Annotated in this window: 16 protein-coding genes; 8 read left to right on the top strand and 8 right to left on the bottom strand. The window is 63.8% G+C overall.

Annotated elements, in window-relative coordinates; translation table 11 throughout:
• Nucleotides 1-5: 5 nt before the first annotated feature.
• The 3 genes from ACTU6V_RS07510 to ACTU6V_RS07500 form a co-directional block, all read right to left on the bottom strand.
• A complete protein-coding gene (locus ACTU6V_RS07510) occupies nt 6-716 on the bottom strand; it encodes a coenzyme F420-0:L-glutamate ligase (RefSeq protein WP_443468368.1) in 711 nt (236 codons plus the stop codon).
• Nucleotides 713-1,945 carry an RNA polymerase sigma factor gene (locus ACTU6V_RS07505; protein WP_443475562.1) on the bottom strand — a complete coding sequence of 411 codons (1,233 nt, stop codon included), beginning with the start codon at nt 1,943-1,945 and terminating at the stop codon, nt 713-715. The genes ACTU6V_RS07510 and ACTU6V_RS07505 overlap by 4 nt, the downstream gene beginning before the upstream one ends.
• Before the next feature lie 201 nt (nt 1,946-2,146).
• The gene (locus ACTU6V_RS07500) at nt 2,147-3,091 is read right to left on the bottom strand and encodes a proteasome assembly chaperone family protein (protein WP_443468370.1); all 945 of its coding nucleotides are present in this window, start codon (nt 3,089-3,091) and stop codon (nt 2,147-2,149) included.
• Between the two features lie 102 nt (nt 3,092-3,193).
• On the opposite strand from ACTU6V_RS07500, the gene ACTU6V_RS07495 reads away from it, so the two are divergent.
• The 3 genes from ACTU6V_RS07495 to sucB all read left to right on the top strand — a co-directional run bounded on the left by ACTU6V_RS07495 (nt 3,194) and on the right by sucB (nt 7,817).
• Complete coding sequence (locus tag ACTU6V_RS07495) at nt 3,194-4,672, top strand: leucyl aminopeptidase (RefSeq protein WP_443475350.1); 1,479 nt, start codon at nt 3,194-3,196, stop codon at nt 4,670-4,672.
• The gene (lpdA, locus tag ACTU6V_RS07490) at nt 4,669-6,042 is read left to right on the top strand and encodes a dihydrolipoyl dehydrogenase (protein ID WP_443475349.1); all 1,374 of its coding nucleotides are present in this window, start codon (nt 4,669-4,671) and stop codon (nt 6,040-6,042) included. Before ACTU6V_RS07495 ends, lpdA begins: the two co-directional genes overlap by 4 nt.
• A 65-nt stretch (nt 6,043-6,107) precedes the next feature.
• On the top strand, nt 6,108-7,817 hold the full coding sequence (gene sucB, locus ACTU6V_RS07485) for a 2-oxoglutarate dehydrogenase, E2 component, dihydrolipoamide succinyltransferase (protein ID WP_443475348.1): 1,710 nt from the start codon (nt 6,108-6,110) through the stop codon (nt 7,815-7,817).
• Nucleotides 7,818-7,829: 12 nt separating this feature from the next.
• On the opposite strand, the gene ACTU6V_RS07480 is transcribed toward sucB, so the two are convergent.
• Complete coding sequence (locus ACTU6V_RS07480; protein WP_443475347.1) at nt 7,830-9,230, bottom strand: hypothetical protein; 1,401 nt, start codon at nt 9,228-9,230, stop codon at nt 7,830-7,832.
• A gap of 148 nt (nt 9,231-9,378) precedes the next feature.
• Here ACTU6V_RS07480 and ACTU6V_RS07475 point away from each other — a divergent pair, with 148 nt between their 5' ends.
• Nucleotides 9,379-10,089 carry a DUF4191 domain-containing protein gene (locus ACTU6V_RS07475; RefSeq protein ID WP_443468375.1) on the top strand — a complete coding sequence of 237 codons (711 nt, stop codon included), beginning with the start codon at nt 9,379-9,381 and terminating at the stop codon, nt 10,087-10,089.
• Between the two features lie 33 nt (nt 10,090-10,122).
• Here ACTU6V_RS07475 and ACTU6V_RS07470 read toward each other — a convergent pair whose 3' ends face one another.
• Nucleotides 10,123-11,307: a RimK family alpha-L-glutamate ligase gene (locus ACTU6V_RS07470; RefSeq protein WP_443468376.1), complete on the bottom strand. Its 1,185-nt coding sequence runs from the start codon at nt 11,305-11,307 to the stop codon at nt 10,123-10,125.
• A 32-nt stretch (nt 11,308-11,339) separates the two neighbouring features.
• Here ACTU6V_RS07470 and ACTU6V_RS07465 point away from each other — a divergent pair, with 32 nt between their 5' ends.
• The gene (locus ACTU6V_RS07465; RefSeq protein ID WP_443475346.1) at nt 11,340-11,813 is read left to right on the top strand and encodes an ATP-dependent zinc protease family protein; all 474 of its coding nucleotides are present in this window, start codon (nt 11,340-11,342) and stop codon (nt 11,811-11,813) included.
• On the opposite strand, the gene ACTU6V_RS07460 is transcribed toward ACTU6V_RS07465, so the two are convergent.
• The gene (locus ACTU6V_RS07460) at nt 11,810-12,238 is read right to left on the bottom strand and encodes an RDD family protein (protein WP_443468377.1); all 429 of its coding nucleotides are present in this window, start codon (nt 12,236-12,238) and stop codon (nt 11,810-11,812) included. The genes ACTU6V_RS07465 and ACTU6V_RS07460 overlap by 4 nt on opposite strands.
• 123 nt (nt 12,239-12,361) lie before the next feature.
• Here ACTU6V_RS07460 and glnA point away from each other — a divergent pair, with 123 nt between their 5' ends.
• On the top strand, nt 12,362-13,786 hold the full coding sequence (gene glnA / locus ACTU6V_RS07455; protein WP_443468378.1) for a type I glutamate--ammonia ligase: 1,425 nt from the start codon (nt 12,362-12,364) through the stop codon (nt 13,784-13,786).
• A gap of 46 nt (nt 13,787-13,832) precedes the next feature.
• Here glnA and ACTU6V_RS07450 read toward each other — a convergent pair whose 3' ends face one another.
• Together ACTU6V_RS07450 and ACTU6V_RS07445 are read right to left on the bottom strand one after the other, a co-directional pair.
• The gene (locus ACTU6V_RS07450; RefSeq protein WP_443475345.1) at nt 13,833-14,942 is read right to left on the bottom strand and encodes a tyrosine-type recombinase/integrase; all 1,110 of its coding nucleotides are present in this window, start codon (nt 14,940-14,942) and stop codon (nt 13,833-13,835) included.
• The gene (locus ACTU6V_RS07445; protein WP_443475344.1) at nt 14,929-15,483 is read right to left on the bottom strand and encodes a helix-turn-helix transcriptional regulator; all 555 of its coding nucleotides are present in this window, start codon (nt 15,481-15,483) and stop codon (nt 14,929-14,931) included. Before ACTU6V_RS07445 ends, ACTU6V_RS07450 begins: the two co-directional genes overlap by 14 nt.
• 96 nt (nt 15,484-15,579) lie before the next feature.
• On the opposite strand from ACTU6V_RS07445, the gene ACTU6V_RS07440 reads away from it, so the two are divergent.
• Nucleotides 15,580-15,771: a helix-turn-helix domain-containing protein gene (locus ACTU6V_RS07440; RefSeq protein ID WP_443475343.1), complete on the top strand. Its 192-nt coding sequence runs from the start codon at nt 15,580-15,582 to the stop codon at nt 15,769-15,771.
• A 293-nt stretch (nt 15,772-16,064) separates the two neighbouring features.
• Nucleotides 16,065-16,598 (top strand): hypothetical protein, encoded by a 534-nt coding sequence (locus ACTU6V_RS07435; RefSeq protein ID WP_443475342.1) that lies wholly within the window; start codon nt 16,065-16,067, stop codon nt 16,596-16,598.
• Nucleotides 16,599-16,640 lie beyond the last annotated feature (42 nt).

The raw sequence follows: 16,640 nt of genomic DNA, 5'->3' as shown, positions 1-16,640 counted from the left end.
GACTCTCAGACCGTCCGGATGATGCCCATCGGGGTGGACTCGCGTCCCTGCCCCAGCGGGTTGTCCTTCAGAATGCGAAGAAGACGCTGCTCGCCGGCGCGATCGAGGGTCGAGCCCAGGATGTTCCCGCCCAGATCGTTGATGTCGACGACCGCGACATCGGCCTTTCCGCCGATGAGCGCCTGAAGATGCGCCGATACCTGGCGGGGGTGCACAGGTCCGAGCACGACGGCCTCGTTGTACGGGGGAATCGTGTGCTTGGTCGGGCCATCGATGGCACGCGCCTTGTCGCCGGCGATCCGGTAGAAGTCGCCCTTGCGGCCGAATGCCTTGGTCACCGCTGCGACGGCCGCCGCGAGAAGAATCCGCGGTGTGCCGCACTCCCGGAGCGCCATCTCCATGGTCTCGGGCATGCCGAGGCCAATGCCGTACGGTGTGCGGGTGACGTACTTCGACAGGAACAGGGCGAGCTTTCGGGGCTTGATCTCGTCGATCCGGTAGGACCGGCCCTGCGTGATCGCCACGATCTTCTCGGTCACGAAGAGCAGATCACCGGGCAGCACGGCGGATGCCGCGTACTCAGTGATCACCGCATCCAGATCGTCCTCAGGCATGACCACGCGCGTCCGCAGCGGGATGCGCGCGTAGGTCGTGCCTTCGATCGTCGTCTCGAGCGCCTTGCCCTCGTTCGCGGTGCCGGCGTTCTCCTGGCTCATTCGAGATAGTCCCGCAGCGACTGCGAACGGCTCGGGTGGCGCAGCTTCGCCATGGTCTTCGACTCGATCTGGCGGATGCGCTCACGCGTGACACCGAAGGTGTCGCCGATCTGATCGAGAGTCTTGGGCTGGCCGTCGCCGAGGCCGAAGCGCATGCGGATCACGCCAGCCTCACGCTCGGAGAGCGAGTCGAGCAGCTGCTCGAGCTGACGCTGCAGCATCGTGAAGCCGACGGCATCCGCCGGCACGACCGCCTCGGTGTCCTCGATGAGGTCACCGAACTCGCTGTCGCCGTCCTCACCGAGAGGCGTGTGCAGCGAGATGGGCTCACGGCCGTACTTCTGCACCTCGACGACCTTCTCAGGCGTCATGTCGAGCTCACGACTGAGCTCTTCAGGAGTGGGCTCACGGCCCAGATCCTGCAGCATCTGCCGCTGAACACGCGCAAGCTTGTTGATGACCTCGACCATGTGCACCGGAATACGGATGGTGCGGGCCTGGTCAGCCATCGCGCGGGTGATCGCCTGGCGGATCCACCACGTGGCGTAGGTCGAGAACTTGAAGCCCTTGGTGTAGTCGAACTTCTCGACGGCGCGGATGAGACCGAGGTTGCCCTCCTGGATCAGGTCCAGGAACTGCATGCCGCGGCCGGTGTAGCGCTTGGCGAGAGAGACGACCAGGCGAAGGTTGGCGCCGAGCAGGTGGCTCTTCGCGCGCTGGCCGTCACGGGCGACCCACTGCAGGTCGAGGCCCAGCTGACCCGTCTTCTCAGCTGCCGACATCGCCGACAGCTTCTCTTCGGCGAACAGTCCGGCCTCGATACGCATCGCGAGCTCGACCTCTTCGGCCGCGTTCAGCAGGGCGACCTTACCGATCTGCTTCAGGTAGTCCTTGACGGGGTCAGCGGTCGCACCGGTGATCTGCGTCGAGTAGACCGGAACGTCGTCTTCGTCCTTCGATGTGAGGACGATGGCGCCGGTAGGCAGCGGCTCGGTGAAAGCCGGCTTCTTGTTCTCTTCTTCTTCGGGCTCTTCGACGATGTCTTCGGAAGCCTGCGCCTCGGCGACGGGATCGTCGGCCTTCTTGCGCTTCGCGGGAGCCTTCTTCGCGGCAGGCTTAGCGGCCGCGGGCTTCTTCGCCGCAGGCTTCTTAGCAGCTGCAGTCTTCTTCGCCGCCGTCGAGGTCACGGTCTCATCCGTCTCAACGGCGTCGGCCTCAGCGGTGGTCATCGTCTTGGTCGTCCGGGAGTTCTTGGTCGCGGCAGGAGTCACGTTTCGCCTTTCACGGAGCGGCGCGCCCGCCCCGGGACATTTCGGACACTAGTAAGACCCTTGTCAAGTCTTCCACGCGAGCGCGGACGATTGACAACGGGTCGGATTACCAGTATCTCACATGAATTGCGTGCCGGATGCAACGTGCGATGAAGAAGTTCAGGACCGTGAACGCTTGTCGTCATCGCCCGGCGGCCTGGTGGCGAGGTACCGCTCGAGCTCAGCGGCCAGCTCATCAGCGCTCGGCAGGTCGCGCTCGTCGAATCCGCCGTCATCGAAGCGGTCGACATCTTCGGGGTCCCGTCCCGCCATGTAGGAGTCGTAGCGGTTCTCGAGTGTGTGGATCATCTGCCGAAGCTCGTCGTTGCCTGCCACCTGATCGTTGACCTTGGCGAGATACTCCTCGCGGCTCTCGCGCAGATCGTCGAGCGCCAGCACGATTCCCGTCGAGCCCATCACCCGGTCCGCTGCCGCGATGACGGCCTCGGGATACTCGGTCTCTGCCAGGTAATGCGGCACGAGGAGGACGAAGCCGACGACCCGGTCTCCCCGCTCGGCGAAGCGGTACTCGAGCAGGTGCCCCACGGTTCCCGGAACCTGGGTCCGCGGACGCCATACCGAGAGGCTCGCGGTGATCTCCTTGCGGTTGCCGCTCACTGTTGTGCTGATAGGCCTTGTGTGCGGAACCGGCATGGCGATCGAATGCACCCACGTGATGCCCGAGATCGCGAACTCGTCCACGAAATCCATCACGGACTGTGTGAACGCATTCCAGGCGAAGTCCGGCTCGTAGCCTGAGAGCAGGAGGAACTGCTGGCCGAGCGTGTCATGCGCGATCGACAGCTCCAGTCGCGCAGGACGGTACTCAGTCAAATGGTCCTGCTCGAACACGAAGACAGGGCGACGAGCCCGATAGTCGAGCAGAACATCGTTGTCGTAGATCGCGATCGGCTGCGGATCTGTCACATCGCGCAGATGCTCGATCAATCCGGATACCGCGTTGCCCGCGTCTGTGAAGCCGGTGATCAGAATGACCAGCGGGAGTCCCTGCGGGACGGCGGGTGCGTTCGAGACGCGTTCGTACAGCTCTCCGGGGACGGGCATGCTTCCATGCTACGAGTCACCGCAGTCGGGAGGGGCGCAGTGGTCTCGCTCACAGCGAACATGCCTGGAGTGCTCGTGGCTTCCGGTGCCTAGGATGGAGGCATGACGCTTCCTGCGCTCTCGCACACAACTGATCCATTTCCCGGAAGCGCTGCAGACGCCGCAGTGCTCCTCGTCCCTGATCTCGAGGCGTACCCAGATGCCCTGGATGCCTATCCAGGATTGAAGGACGTGCTGGTCGCCATCGGCTTCACCGGCTCTGCTTCTGCATTCGCACGGGTTCATCTGCCTTCGCTCACCGAGCTTCCCTTCGCGGTGGTCGGTGCCGGCAAGGAGCTGAGCGCAGCCGCCGTCCGCGATGCGTCCGGAACCGCGCTCCGCACACTCACCGGCTTCGGCAGTGTTGCACTTGCTCTCGCCGGCCCGCTCGACGAGTTCGCTGCGGCCGCCGCAGAAGGCGCCGTCTACGGCGGCTATCGCTTCGAGGGATACCGCGCCAAGGCCGGCAAAAGCCGAGCGGATGCCGTCAGCGTGCACAGCTCGACGATCACCGATGAAGAAGCCAACCGCGCCCGCGTGCTGGGCGACGCTCTCGCACTGGTCAAGGACCTCGTCTCGGTTCCCGCCGAGTGGCAGAGCCCGACAGATCTTGCGCAGAGCGCAGTGGATGCTGTCGCCGACCTCGACGTTTCGGTCGAGGTCCTCGACGAGCAGGCGCTCGCCGAACAGGGTTTCGGCGGCGTCCTCGGCGTGGCACAGGGCTCGGACCGCCCGCCGCGCGTGGTGCACCTGGACTACTCGCCTGAGGGCACCACGAGCCACATCGCGCTGGTCGGCAAGGGCATCACCTTCGACACCGGTGGGCTCTCGCTCAAGCCGGCTGCCTCCATGGTCGGCATGAAGTTCGACATGGCCGGCTCGGCCACCGTCCTCGCCGCGCTGCGCGCGATCGCCGAACTCAAGCTGCCCGTCCGCGTCACAGCCTGGATGTGCATCACCGACAACATGCCTTCTGGCAGCGCGACACGCCCGGGAGATGTCCTCCGGATGCTGGATGGGCAGACGGTCGAGGTGCTCAACACGGATGCCGAGGGACGACTGGTCCTCGCAGACGGCCTCGTTTCGGCAAGTCGTGAGAACCCGGATGTCATCTTCGATGTCGCAACCCTCACCGGAGCGATCCTCGTCGCACTCGGCCACCGGCACACCGGTGTGATGGGTGACGACGACGCTGTCAGGGAGTACCTTGCGGCCACCGAGACCGCCGACGAGCTCGCCTGGGCACTTCCGCTGCCCAGCTACATGGAGGATTCGCTCGACTCCCCCATCGCCGACATGATCAACGCCAACATGGGCGACCGCGCCGGTGGCTCCATGTTCGCTGGACTGTTCCTGCAGCGCTTCGTCGGCCGGGTCTCCGGTGAGGCAGACGCTGATCGCATTCCCTGGGTGCACCTCGACATCGCGGGCTCTTCGGAGAACGGCAGCGCAGCGTATGGATTCACCGATAAGGGCGCGACCGGCGCAACTGTGCGCTCGCTCGTGAGCTTCGCTGAAGCACGAGCCACGGAGGGCCGATGACCGCGCACACCTTCGACATCGTCATCCTCGGGGGTGGAAGCGGCGGCTATGCCGCGGCTCTCCGGGCCGCCGAGCTGGGCAAAAGCGTCGCCCTGATCGAGAAGGACAAAGTCGGCGGCACCTGCCTGCACCGCGGCTGCATCCCGACCAAGGCGCTCCTCCACGCCGCCGAGGTCGCAGATCACGTCCGTGATGCGGCATCCGTCGGCGTCAGCGCGACCTTCGGCGGTGTGGATGCTGCTGGCGTCCGCACGTATCGCGAGAACATCGTCGCCAAGAAGCACAAGGGCCTCGAGGGCCTGATCAAGGCACGCGGCATCACGACCGTGAGCGGCACTGGTCGGCTGAATCCCGACCGCACGGTTTCGGTCGGCGACGACGTGTACACGGGTACCGATGTCATCCTCGCGACCGGTTCGTACAGCCGGTCCCTGCCAGGGCTCGAAATCGGCGGGCGCGTTCTGACCAGTGAGCAGGCCCTCGCACTGGACGTCGTTCCCGAGCGTGTTCTCGTGCTCGGCGGCGGGGTCATCGGAGTCGAGTTCGCGAGCGTCTGGCGCTCCTTCGGCGCCGAGGTGACGATCATCGAGGCACTGCCCCACCTCGTGCCCAACGAGGACATCGCCCTGAGCAAGGGCCTCGAGCGTGCTTTCCGCCGCCGCGGCATCAAGTATTCGTTGGGCACCCGCTTCCAGACAGCCGAGCAGGATGACACGAGTGTCACCGTCACTCTCGAGGACGGCACGTCCTTCACCGGCGACTATCTGCTGGTCGCGGTCGGGCGAGGGCCGGTCACTTCTGACCTCGGTTTCGAAGAGGCCGGGGTAACTCTCGAGCGCGGTTTCGTCACCGCAGATGAGGAACTGCGCACGTCGGCGCCTCATGTCTGGGCTGTCGGCGACATCGTGCCGGGACTCCAGCTCGCTCACCGCGGGTTCCTGCAGGGCATTGCCGTTGCAGAGCGGATCGCAGGGCTCTCCCCTGCGCCGATTGCCGAGTCGCAGATTCCCAAGATCACATACTGCAACCCAGAGGTCGCGTCCGTCGGAATCACCGAAGACGCCGCTATCGCAGCGCACGGATCCGCTGGCGTCATCTCCTACGAGTACAGCCTCGCCGGGAACGGCAAGAGCGAGATCATCGGCACGAGCGGTCTCGTGAAGGTCGTCCGCCTCAAGGATGGCCCTGTGTTGGGTGTTCACCTGCTCGGCGATCGCGTGGGCGAGCTCATCACCGAAGGGCAACTCGCCGTCGCGTGGGAAGCGCATCCCGAAGACATCGCGCCTCTCATCCACGCGCATCCGACCCAGAGCGAGGCACTCGGCGAGGCTTTCCTCGCACTCGCCGGAAAACCATTGCACGCCCTCTGAACACCAACCGGTGTCAGGGTCACTAAGCTGAATATGTCATACACATTCTTGAAGGAGACTCCGTCATGAGCACATCCGTGGTCCTCCCCGCTCTCGGAGAGAGCGTCACAGAGGGTACGGTCACCCGCTGGCTGAAGCAGGTGGGAGACACCGTTCAGGCGGACGAAGGCCTGCTCGAGATCTCGACCGACAAGGTCGATACCGAGATTCCTTCGCCGGTCAGCGGCGTCATCGAGGAGATCCTCGTGGCCGAAGACGAGACCGTAGAGGTCGGCGCCTTGCTTGCCCGCATCGGCGATGGCAGCGGTGCTGCCGCTGCAGAGGCCCCCGCTGAGGCGGCGCCTGCCGCTGAGGCTGCTCCGGCAGCTGCGGAGCCCGCTCCGGCCGAAGCGGCTCCGGCGGCTGAGCCCGCTCCGGCCGCCGAGGCTGCGCCTACGGCATCCGCAGACGCGACCGACATCCGACTCCCTGAGCTCGGTGAGAGTGTCACCGAGGGCACGGTCACTCGCTGGCTGAAGCAGATCGGTGACGAGGTCGCTGTCGATGAGCCTCTGCTGGAGATCTCCACAGACAAGGTCGACACCGAGATCCCCTCGCCCGTCGCTGGTGTTCTGCAGGAGATCGTTGCTGCAGAGGACGAAACCGTCGAGGTCGGCGGTGTTCTTGCCCGCGTCGGCTCTGGCGCTCCGGCCGCAGCACCTGCTGCTCCTGCGGAGGCTCCTGCTCCTGCTCCTGCAGCAGCAGCTCCTGCGGCAGCAGCTCCTCCTGCGGCAGCTCCGGCTCCCGAAGCAGCTCCGGCGGCCCCCGCACCTGCTGCAGCACCGGCAGCTCCGGCTCCTGCCGCTGCACCGGCTCCTGCTGACGGCGCTAAGGACTCGCTCTACGTGACCCCGCTCGTGCGCCGTCTGGCTTCGCAGCAGGGCATCGACCTGGCAACCGTCACCGGTTCCGGTGTCGGCGGACGCATCCGCAAGGAAGATGTCCTCAAGGCCACAGAATCCAAGAGCGCAGCTCCGGCTGCAGCTGCAGCCCCTGCCGCTGCGCCTGTCGAGGTCTCGCCGCTGCGCGGAACGACGCAGAAGATGTCTCGTCTGCGCAAGGTCGTCGCCGAGCGCGCCGTCGCATCCCTGCAGCAGACCGCTCAGTTGACGACCTTCGTCGAGGTCGACGTCACGGCCCTGGCCAACTACCGCAACAGCGTCAAGGACGAGTTCCTGAAGAAGACGGGCGACAAGCTCTCCTTCCTCCCGTTCTTCACGCTCGCGGCAGCTGAGGCTCTGCAGGCGTTCCCGATCATCAACGCAACGGTGGACGGCGAGAACATCGTCTACCCGGCGACCGAGAACATCTCCATCGCGGTCGACACCGAGCGCGGTCTTCTCACGCCGGTCGTTCGTGACGCTGCGACGAAGAACCTCGCTCAGCTCGCTCACGACATCGCAGACCTCGCAGCGCGCACTCGTGACAACAAGCTGAAACCCGACGAGCTGGCCGGTGGCACGTTCACCATCACCAACACCGGTTCGCGTGGCGCGCTGTTCGACACTCCGCTCGTATTCCTGCCGCAGTCGGCGATCCTCGGCACCGGCACGGTCTTCAAGCGCCCCGGCGTCGTGACCGTCGACGGCATCGACGCGATCGCTGTGCGTTCCTACGCATATCTCGCGATCTCGTACGACCACCGCATCGTGGACGGTGCCGACGCGGCGCGCTTCCTCGGAGCGGTCAAGGCTCGCCTCGAGGCAGCGAACTTCGCAGCCGACCTCGGAGCCTGATAGCGGTTCGAACTAATCTGGCTGGTGCGCGACGTCGTAGATGTCGCGCACCAGCCATTTCTGTCTGTCGCGCTCAAGCACGAGAATCTGCCCCGACGACTCCGCGTTCGCGTCGATCGGCGTGAGCCTGACGACAGCGACGTCACCGTAGTCATCGACGAGCTCAGCCGTGCTGCCATCTGGGCCGTGAGATACGGGACCGGCGGCCGGCACAGCGACACCAGCTGACAGCGCTTGCGGACAGGACTCGAGACGCGCTTCGGCACACGCAGCGATGCTCTGGAGCATCGCTGGCACTGCGTCGAGCGCCTGCTCCTCCACTGCCGGTGAGGGCTCTTCCTGCGGTTCTTCCGTCTCCGCGCCGCCCTGTTCCTCTGCTGCCGGAGGTGGGACCTCAGCATCCGGTGTGCTCTTCGGCGTCGATTGCGATGCCTGCGCCGCCTCAGGATCCTGCCCTTCCGGCCACATCAGACCGACGACGAGGACGAGCCCCGCCAGCGCTCCCGCGACGATCAGCGCCCGCTTGCGCGTGGGTGGTGGTCCGGTACGAGGTGTCGCAGCCGCACCACGCGGTTTCCCTTCAGTGCGTCGGTGCAGGAGCGACATCGCGCCGTCGTGCGATGAGCCGGCGAGCCCACGCAGGGTGGTGAGCAGCTTTCGCCATGCGCGCTGAGACGTGCGTGATTCGCGCAGCGATCGCCGCAACGGTCGTCGCATCTCCGTTCCGGGGCGCAGCGCACGCCTTGATTGCACATCTGAAGCCTTCTCCGGAGCGAAGATGTCCGTTCGCAGCGCGCGGGGCGCAGCGATCGCGAACAGCTCACCCTCCCAGCGCACGTCGTCATCGTGATGGTGTCGGCGTTCACGAAGTGCACTCTGCATTTCGTCCAGTATTCGCAGGGTGGCGCGATCATTCGTGTGTGCGGTGAGCCTCTCGACGAGGCCTCCGGTGCGCGAACGAGCGGCACCCCCGTCACCGTGGACGAAAAGAGGACGCCCGTCGCCTGTCAGCCACCAGTCGCCGATCCCGTCCGACGCCGCATCACCGAGTTCGCGCAGACCTCGGAGGAAACTGGCAGCGAGCGTGGCGAGCTCGCCCGGTGCGAGCAGCGCATTCGCGGCGCGCCTGCGCCCCAGAAAGGTCTCCACTCGCTGCGTGCACCACGGCAGAAGCGCGTCGTGTCCGTCCCTCCGGCGACGAACATCGAGGATCCCGCACACATGCTCGGTGTCGGAGTATGCCCATCCGCCCCATTCTGAAAGCTCCTGCGTATCGATGCAGACAGCGACGCTGTCTTCGTAAACCACCAACGCGCCGGAGAACGGCCCCTCGCCTCCATCCACTGTGCGGACCCGACGATGGACGCCGGGCACCAGAGCAGAGGAATCAGAGGCGGCTGCAATCTCGGTCATCGCCTCATCACATCGCATCCGATCACCGCTCCGCGCCGGCAGCGACGTGAATGTGGAGAGATCCGTCAATCTACGACAATGTGCATGACAAGTGCGCCCCCCGCGAACGCGAACTTCAACACTGCGTTGAATCGGTATTCTGGTGGGTATGGCTAAGCGTGCTCCTGAACCCGAAAAGCGTCCGGGGTTCTTCTCCCAGATCAAGTCCCTCTTCCGGTTCACACGCGAGGTGTATGGGTGGTTGCCGTGGGCGCAGATCGCAATCCTCGTTGCGGGTGTGCTGATCGGTCTTGTCATCGGCTACCTCATCCCGCCATTCCAGATCTGGTCGCTCGTGCTCTGGGGCGTCACCGGCCTCATGCTCGGTGTGCTGGGTGCGCTGTTCCTGATGACGCGTCTATCGACGACGGCGATGTACCAGAAGATCGACGGAATGCCCGGTGCGACCGGTCACATCCTCAGCAGCAGTCTCGGCCGCAAGTGGCAGGCGTCTGACACTCCGGTCGGCATCAACCCGAAGACGCAGGAAGCGGTCTACCGCGCGATCGGCCGCGGCGGCATTGTGATCGTCGGCGAGGGCTCGCGGGGACGACTCACGCGCCTGATCAACGAGGAGCGCACGAAGGCTCAGCGTGTCGCACACGGCGTGCCGGTCAACGTCTTCTACGTCGGCCACGGCGATGACGACGTCGCGATCTCCGATCTCGCCAAGACCATCAAGAAGCTTCCCAACGCGATCAACAAGACCACGCTCGCTGCCGTGATCCGCCGGATCGACTCCGTCTCGCAGTCTGTCGCGTCGTTGCCGATCCCGAAGGGGATCGACCCGACGAAGATGCGGGCACAGCGCCCGCGCTGAGCCTGAGGGTGCGGGAACGCTGCGCACGCATCGTCAGATGAGCGGCGCCTTCGGGAGCTTGCGCACCTTCGCACGGCGTCGGCGTCGTTCGGGGATCATCGATCGCATCTCGTCGAGCTTTCCGAAGCAGAGCAGCCTGTCATCGGCCTCGAGCACGAAGTTCTTGCGGGGGTTGGGGATCACGCTCACGCCGCGGTGCAGCGTCAGCACGGTGATATCTCGCTCCCACAGCCCTGACTCCCCCAGAGTCTTGCCCACGAGCTCTGCGGCGTGGTGCACACTCAGCTCCGCCACCCCGTAGCCGGTGGACACCGTCAGGCGCTGCCGTACGTCGATCTCGGGGAACGCGACCTGCGCGGCGATGTAGTCGATGATCGCGCCCGCGACGTCGAGCTTCGTCGCCTGCTCGATTCCCTGCAGACCCGGTGAAGAGTTCACTTCCATCACCAGCGGCCCGTCGTCGCCCTCGAGCATGTCGACACCCGCGACCCGCAATCCCATGATCTGCGCCGATCGCACGGCAACCGCCTCGTACGCCGGGTCGAGCTGCACGGCCTCGACGCTGCCGCCGCGGTGAACGTTCGATCGGAACTCGTCACCAGCGGCGACTCGACGCATCGCCGCAACGACACGGTCCCCGACGACGAGCGCACGGATATCACGGCCGCGGCTCTCGGCGATGAACTTCTGGATCAGCACGTTCTGCCGCGTGGAATGCAGTGTCTCGATGATCGCCTCGGCGACCTTCACCTGAGGCGCGAGGATGACGCCGATGCCCTGGGTTCCCTCGAGCAGCTTGATCACCACGGGGGCGCCGCCGACGCGCTCGATCGCCGGACGTACATCAGCGCGATTGCGCACGAATGCCGTCGCCGGCATCGCGATGCCATGCCTCGAGAGGATCTGGCTCGCGCGCAGCTTGTCACGCGCACTGGAGATGCCGTTGGCCGTATTGGGCGTGTAGACGTCCATCTGCTCGAACTGGCGCACCACAGCGGTGCCGAAATAGGTGATCGAACTGCCGATCCTCGGAAGGATCGCGTCGTAGTCGCTCAGCTGTTTTCCGCGGAAGTGCAGGTCTGGTTCGTCACCGGTGAGGTCGATGGCGAACTTCAGAGTGTTGAGCACTTTGACGTCGTGGCCGCGTTGTTGTGCAGCCGCGCGTAGACGCTGGGTGGAGTATGCCTGCGGTGCACGGGAGAGGACGGCGATCTTCACGTAGATTTCCTGCCAAGATGTATCGCGTGGTTATGACATCCCATTCAAACACTCTTATCGGGTGGCGTGAATGGGTGAGCCTGCCGGATGTCGGCGTCGATTGGATCAAGGCCAAGATCGACACCGGTGCACGGACTTCTTCGCTGCATGCGTTCGACATCGTAGAGTTCGATCGCGAGGGTGAAGACTGGGTGCGGTTCCGCGTGAATCCATGGCAGGACACCGATGCGGATGCCACGATCGTGGAATGCCCGATCCACGATCGTCGTGAGGTGCGCAGTTCTTCAGGACATGCGCAGCAGCGACTGGTGGTTCTGCTGGCCATCCGCCTCGTTGATCAACCCATCATCGCGGAAGTGACTCTCAGCAGAAGAGACGAGATGGGGTTTCGGATGCTGATCGGCCGGGAGGCCTTGCGGCGAGGATTCATCGTCGACCCGGCGCGCTCTTTCCTCGGCGTTCGTGCGCCCAAGGCAGCACGAAGACGCAATCGCGGCCGCGCCTAACCGCGGATCAGGATCGTTCCCGCGGCCTTGTCATGAAGTCCGCGCTGGTCGGCGTCCCATATCACCGCGGGAACGACGATCACCAAGAGGAGCGTTCGTACGATCGGGCGCCAGAGCCCTACCCATCCACCGCCCATACGCACCACGCGCATCCCGAGAATGCGGTGTCCAGGGCTTCCGCCCAGAGTCGGGATGAAAATGATCTGAAGAGCCGCGAAGACCATCATCGGAGCGAACAGGGTGAGCCCCGCCTCGTCGGGCAGGGCGAACTGGTCGTAGCCGAAGAACCCTGTGGCGATCAGTGTTGCCGCGAGGTAGTCGATGACGAGTGCGCCAATGCGGCGACCGGCTCTGCCGATGCTGCCGTGGCCGGTTTCGGGGAGGCCGAGACGCTCACCTGGGTATGAATTGCGTTCTTCGGTCACCGAGTCAGTCTACCGAGGGTCTGTAACATGGCTGAAACAAAGAGGACACGGCGGAGTAATGCCTCGCCCATAGTCTTCGTGAAGGTCTCAAGACCAACAACCCGAATCATCCAGGAGTGATACATGTTCACCGATTCGTCCGAAGTACTGAGCTACATCAAGGAGAACGACGTCAAGTTCCTTGACATCCGCTTCACCGACCTGCCAGGTGTGCAGCAGCACTTCAACATCCCGGCATCGACCGTCGACGAGGCATTCTTCACCGATGGACAGCTCTTCGACGGGTCGTCCATCCGCGGATTCGCCAGCATTCACGAGTCCGACATGCAGCTCATTCCAGATGTCACCACGGCCTACCTCGACCAGTTCCGCGAGGCCAAGACGCTCGTGATGCTGTTCGACATCTACAACCCGCGCACCGGTGAGATCTACTCGAAGGACCCGCGTCAGGTGGCCAAGAAGGCCGAGAAGTACCTCGCGTCGACCGGCATCGCCGACACCGCATTCTTCGCCCCTGAGGCCGAGTTCTACATCTTCGACGACGTCCGCTACTCGGTGACCTCGAACACCAGCTCCTACAGCGTCGACTCCGAAGAGGGCGCGTGGAACACCGCCCGTGAAGAAGAGGGCGGAAACCTCGGCAACAAGACGCCGTACAAGGGCGGCTACTTCCCCGTCGCCCCCGTCGACAAGACCGCAGATCTGCGCGATGAGATGACTCTCAACCTCATCGAGGCGGGCTTCGCTCTCGAGCGCTCGCACCACGAGGTCGGCACCGGTGGTCAGCAGGAGATCAACTACCGCTTCGACACGATGGTCCACGCAGCGGACGACATCCTGAAGTTCAAGTACATCATCAAGAACACCGCCGAGCAGTGGGGCAAGACAGTCACGTTCATGCCCAAGCCCCTGTATGGCGACAACGGCTCGGGAATGCACACGCACCAGTCGCTGTGGAGCGAGGGCAAGCCGTTGTTCTATGACGAGGCTGGCTACGGTCAGCTCAGCGACATCGCCCGCTGGTACATCGGTGGTCTGCTCAAGCACGCCAACGCCGTCCTCGCGTTCACGAACCCCTCACTGAACAGCTACCACCGCCTGGTGAAGGGCTTCGAAGCACCGGTCAACCTCGCGTACTCCGCCGGCAACCGCTCAGCGGCGATCCGCATCCCGCTGACGGGATCGAACCCGAAGGCCAAGCGCATCGAGTTCCGCGTCCCGGATGCTTCGAGTAACCCGTACCTTGCCTTCGCTGCTCAGCTGATGGCAGGACTCGACGGCATCAAGAACCGCATCGAACCGCTCGCGCCGATCGACAAGGACCTGTACGAGCTTCCCCCAGAGGAAGCGAAGAACATCCCGCAGGTCCCCAACTCGCTGCTCGACTCGCTCGAGGACCTGCGTGCAGACCACCAGTTCCTCCTCGAGGGCGGCGTGTTCACCGAAGAGCTCATCGAGACCTGGATCTCGTACAAGATGGAGAACGAGATCCTGCCGATCGCTCAGCGACCGCACCCGTTCGAGTTCGAGCTCTACTACGGCGTGTAGCCATTTCCCGCGGGAACACTGACCAAAACGGGCCTCTAGTCCGCGGTTAGTCCGCAGAAGTTTCGACAGACCCCTCTGAGTCCGCACTCAGGGGGGTCTTTCGTGCGTTCAGGACAGCCGCGACCGCAGCCCTTGACGTGTCGTCGGTGTCGGGCCACAGATGCCCGTACGTGTTCAGCGTGACCGTAGCCGAAGCGTGACGCATCCGGGCCTGTACGACCTTCACATCAAGGCCCGCGGCGATCAGCATCGATGCGTAGTAGTGCCGCAGATCGTGATGCCGGAAACCTTCAGGTAGACCCTCAACCTTCGCCCGCGCATCGATCCACTCACGGTTCATCTGGTACGGCGAGATACCCCGGCCGAAGACGCCAGGAACGATACGCACGTCGCCAGCGTGATCCTTGATCATTGTCAGCAGCTCGAGCGGCACCGGCACTGGATCTCCGGATCGATCCGACTTGAGATCATCCTTCGCGTGCTGCTTCGAGACGGTCACGACACCTGTCTCCCAGTCGATGTCGTCGCGTTCAAGGGCAGAACATTCCGCGATCCGAAGGCCGACGAACGCGCCGAGCAGCAGCATGTTCCGGTACGACGGTTTCAGTGCCTCGCACAACGCCCACACTTGCGCCGTCGTCGCCACATAGGGCCGCTGAGAGGCCGCAGGAGGGCTTGTGCGGCGCGAGCACGGGTTACGCGCAAGGATGCCATCATGGACCGCATCCGAGAGGACCTGAGACAGCCTCGCGTGGATCGCATATGTGTAACTCGTCGCGTACTTCTCCGATAGTTCCGCCATCCAGGTCTTCACATCAGACGGCTGGATCGTTCGCAGCTGCCGAGTGCTGAACTTCTCACGAATCAGCTTGATGTGCACCTTCGCCTGCACAACCGTCTGGGGTTTCTTCGAGGCGTAGCCGGCGATCCATTTATCAAGCCACTCCCCCATCGTCATCTTCGACGTATGCGGATCAACCCACTTACCGGCACGAATCGCCGCGGTCGCTTCATCAAGCCACTCTTGAGCCGAGCCGAGATGGGGTTCAGTCTTCGACCCGTTCTTGTACTTGAAATGCTTCGCGTACTCCTTGCCATCCGGACCCCGATACCTCGCCCGCCAGACCCCATCGGGTCGCTGCTTAATGCTCGCCATCGGAACCCTTGATCTCCCCCATGCGCTGAAGGTCTGTCCACACGAGAGCGTCGGGGGCATCCCGCATCGGATCGGTTGCCACTTCCGCAGCCCATGTCGCGATTACGGACGCCGGGTAGACGTAGGCCTCCAAGTCTGCGATTGCCTCGCGCGCTTCGTCCGCATCGTAGGATCTCAGCCGCGACATCGCTTCGCTGGCGTGCCCCAATGCGTCGACATAGTTATCCAACCTGCGCGCCGTCTCGATGATCTCCGTCGTGAGCCCGTGCTTGACGAGCTCCGCGTAAGAGACGTTCTCTTCGACATCCGAACCCCGCGTCATCTGCTCGACGCTGCTATCCAGGATCTTCGCCAGCACGCGGGCTTCACCGAGCCGGATCGGTCGATCGCCCTTCTCGGTACGACTGACGGTCATCTGCGAATAGGTATCGAAGCCTGCCTCGACCATCTTCCGTGCTAGCTCGCTCTGGCTCATCTCTTGTTGCACGCGGAGCTCGGCCATCCGTCGAGCGAAGTTCTCTTCATCTTGTGGCGGCGTCATGCCTTCATCATTCCACAATTCTGTGTATGGTTGCACATTGTTGTGGAGGCATGCTAGACTGTGGGTCTACCATCAAAAACGCATTGGGAGGAAATCATGGCAGCACAGGAAGCACGGCCCAGGTTCTACTTCGTTGAAGAAGTCGCCGCAGAGCTTCGCCGCTCCGTAGCATCCGTCCGCTGGATGATCCACACCGGAGCCATCAAAACCGGCAAGATCGGTGGCCGCGTCGTCATCTCGCCGGCAGAACTCGACCGCCTCATCGATGGCGCATTCGCAGCCGCCTAATTGCCGGTGACCGCTTCCAGTGGCGCTGACAACTCGCGCGACTACTACTCCCTGAACTACCGGGACCCCACAGGAGAGACAGCAGTGCGCAACCTCATGGGACGCACAGTCACTCTCACCAGTGAGGACGGGGCCGTGCTGTTCCTCAACATTGAGGACCTACGCCCGTACCTACAAACGCTCGACTTCCGACAGTCCCGAAAGGGTCACATGTGGGGATCGAGAAAAAAGAAAACCCCGGCTGCAACCGGGGTTCATGACCAGAACACCAACCCTTACGAAGGAGAACGATCATGACCATGGTAGCAACCTCCACTGACATTCAGGACACGGACGGACTCTTCTACGAGTTCCCGCAGATCCGTGCAGCACTCCCCCAATGGGTAAACGAGATCCAGACGCTCGAGTACGTCGAGAGTGACAAGATGACGAGATTCGTTATGCGCAACGCACTCGATGACATTGTCATGCTGTGGAGTTCGGGTGAAGTTCGCTCAGACGGAACAGTGCACATCGATGCGGGCACGGACATCCTCGTTGGCAACGGTGAACTCGGGCACGACTCCGTTGAGGACGCCATCAACACGGCCCGCGACGTCAGCCAGACGCTGAGAACCGCAGCCTCGCTTCTTGCCGCTGACTGTGACGACTGCGATGGTGGCCCGACCGTCAGTGAGTGCATGGCGTTCGCGGAAGCGCTGGGCGTATCTGTCACTGACTTCTGCGCAATGGTGTTCCGCCTGATCGGTGAGGCCCGTGACAAGGCGCCGCGTGAACTCCACCGGAAACCGGACGTCACGACCGAACTCATGGAGCGGGACGCATGAGCGCTCGGGACTGCTGACGGTTTAGTTGACTCCAACGCTGTG

The organism is Microbacterium zouquanmingi (genome assembly GCF_052266675.1).
In the GTDB taxonomy this organism is placed as follows: domain Bacteria; phylum Actinomycetota; class Actinomycetes; order Actinomycetales; family Microbacteriaceae; genus Microbacterium.
The sequence above is the reverse complement of the archived record's forward strand: the minus strand, read 5'-3'. Positions and strand labels throughout refer to the sequence as shown.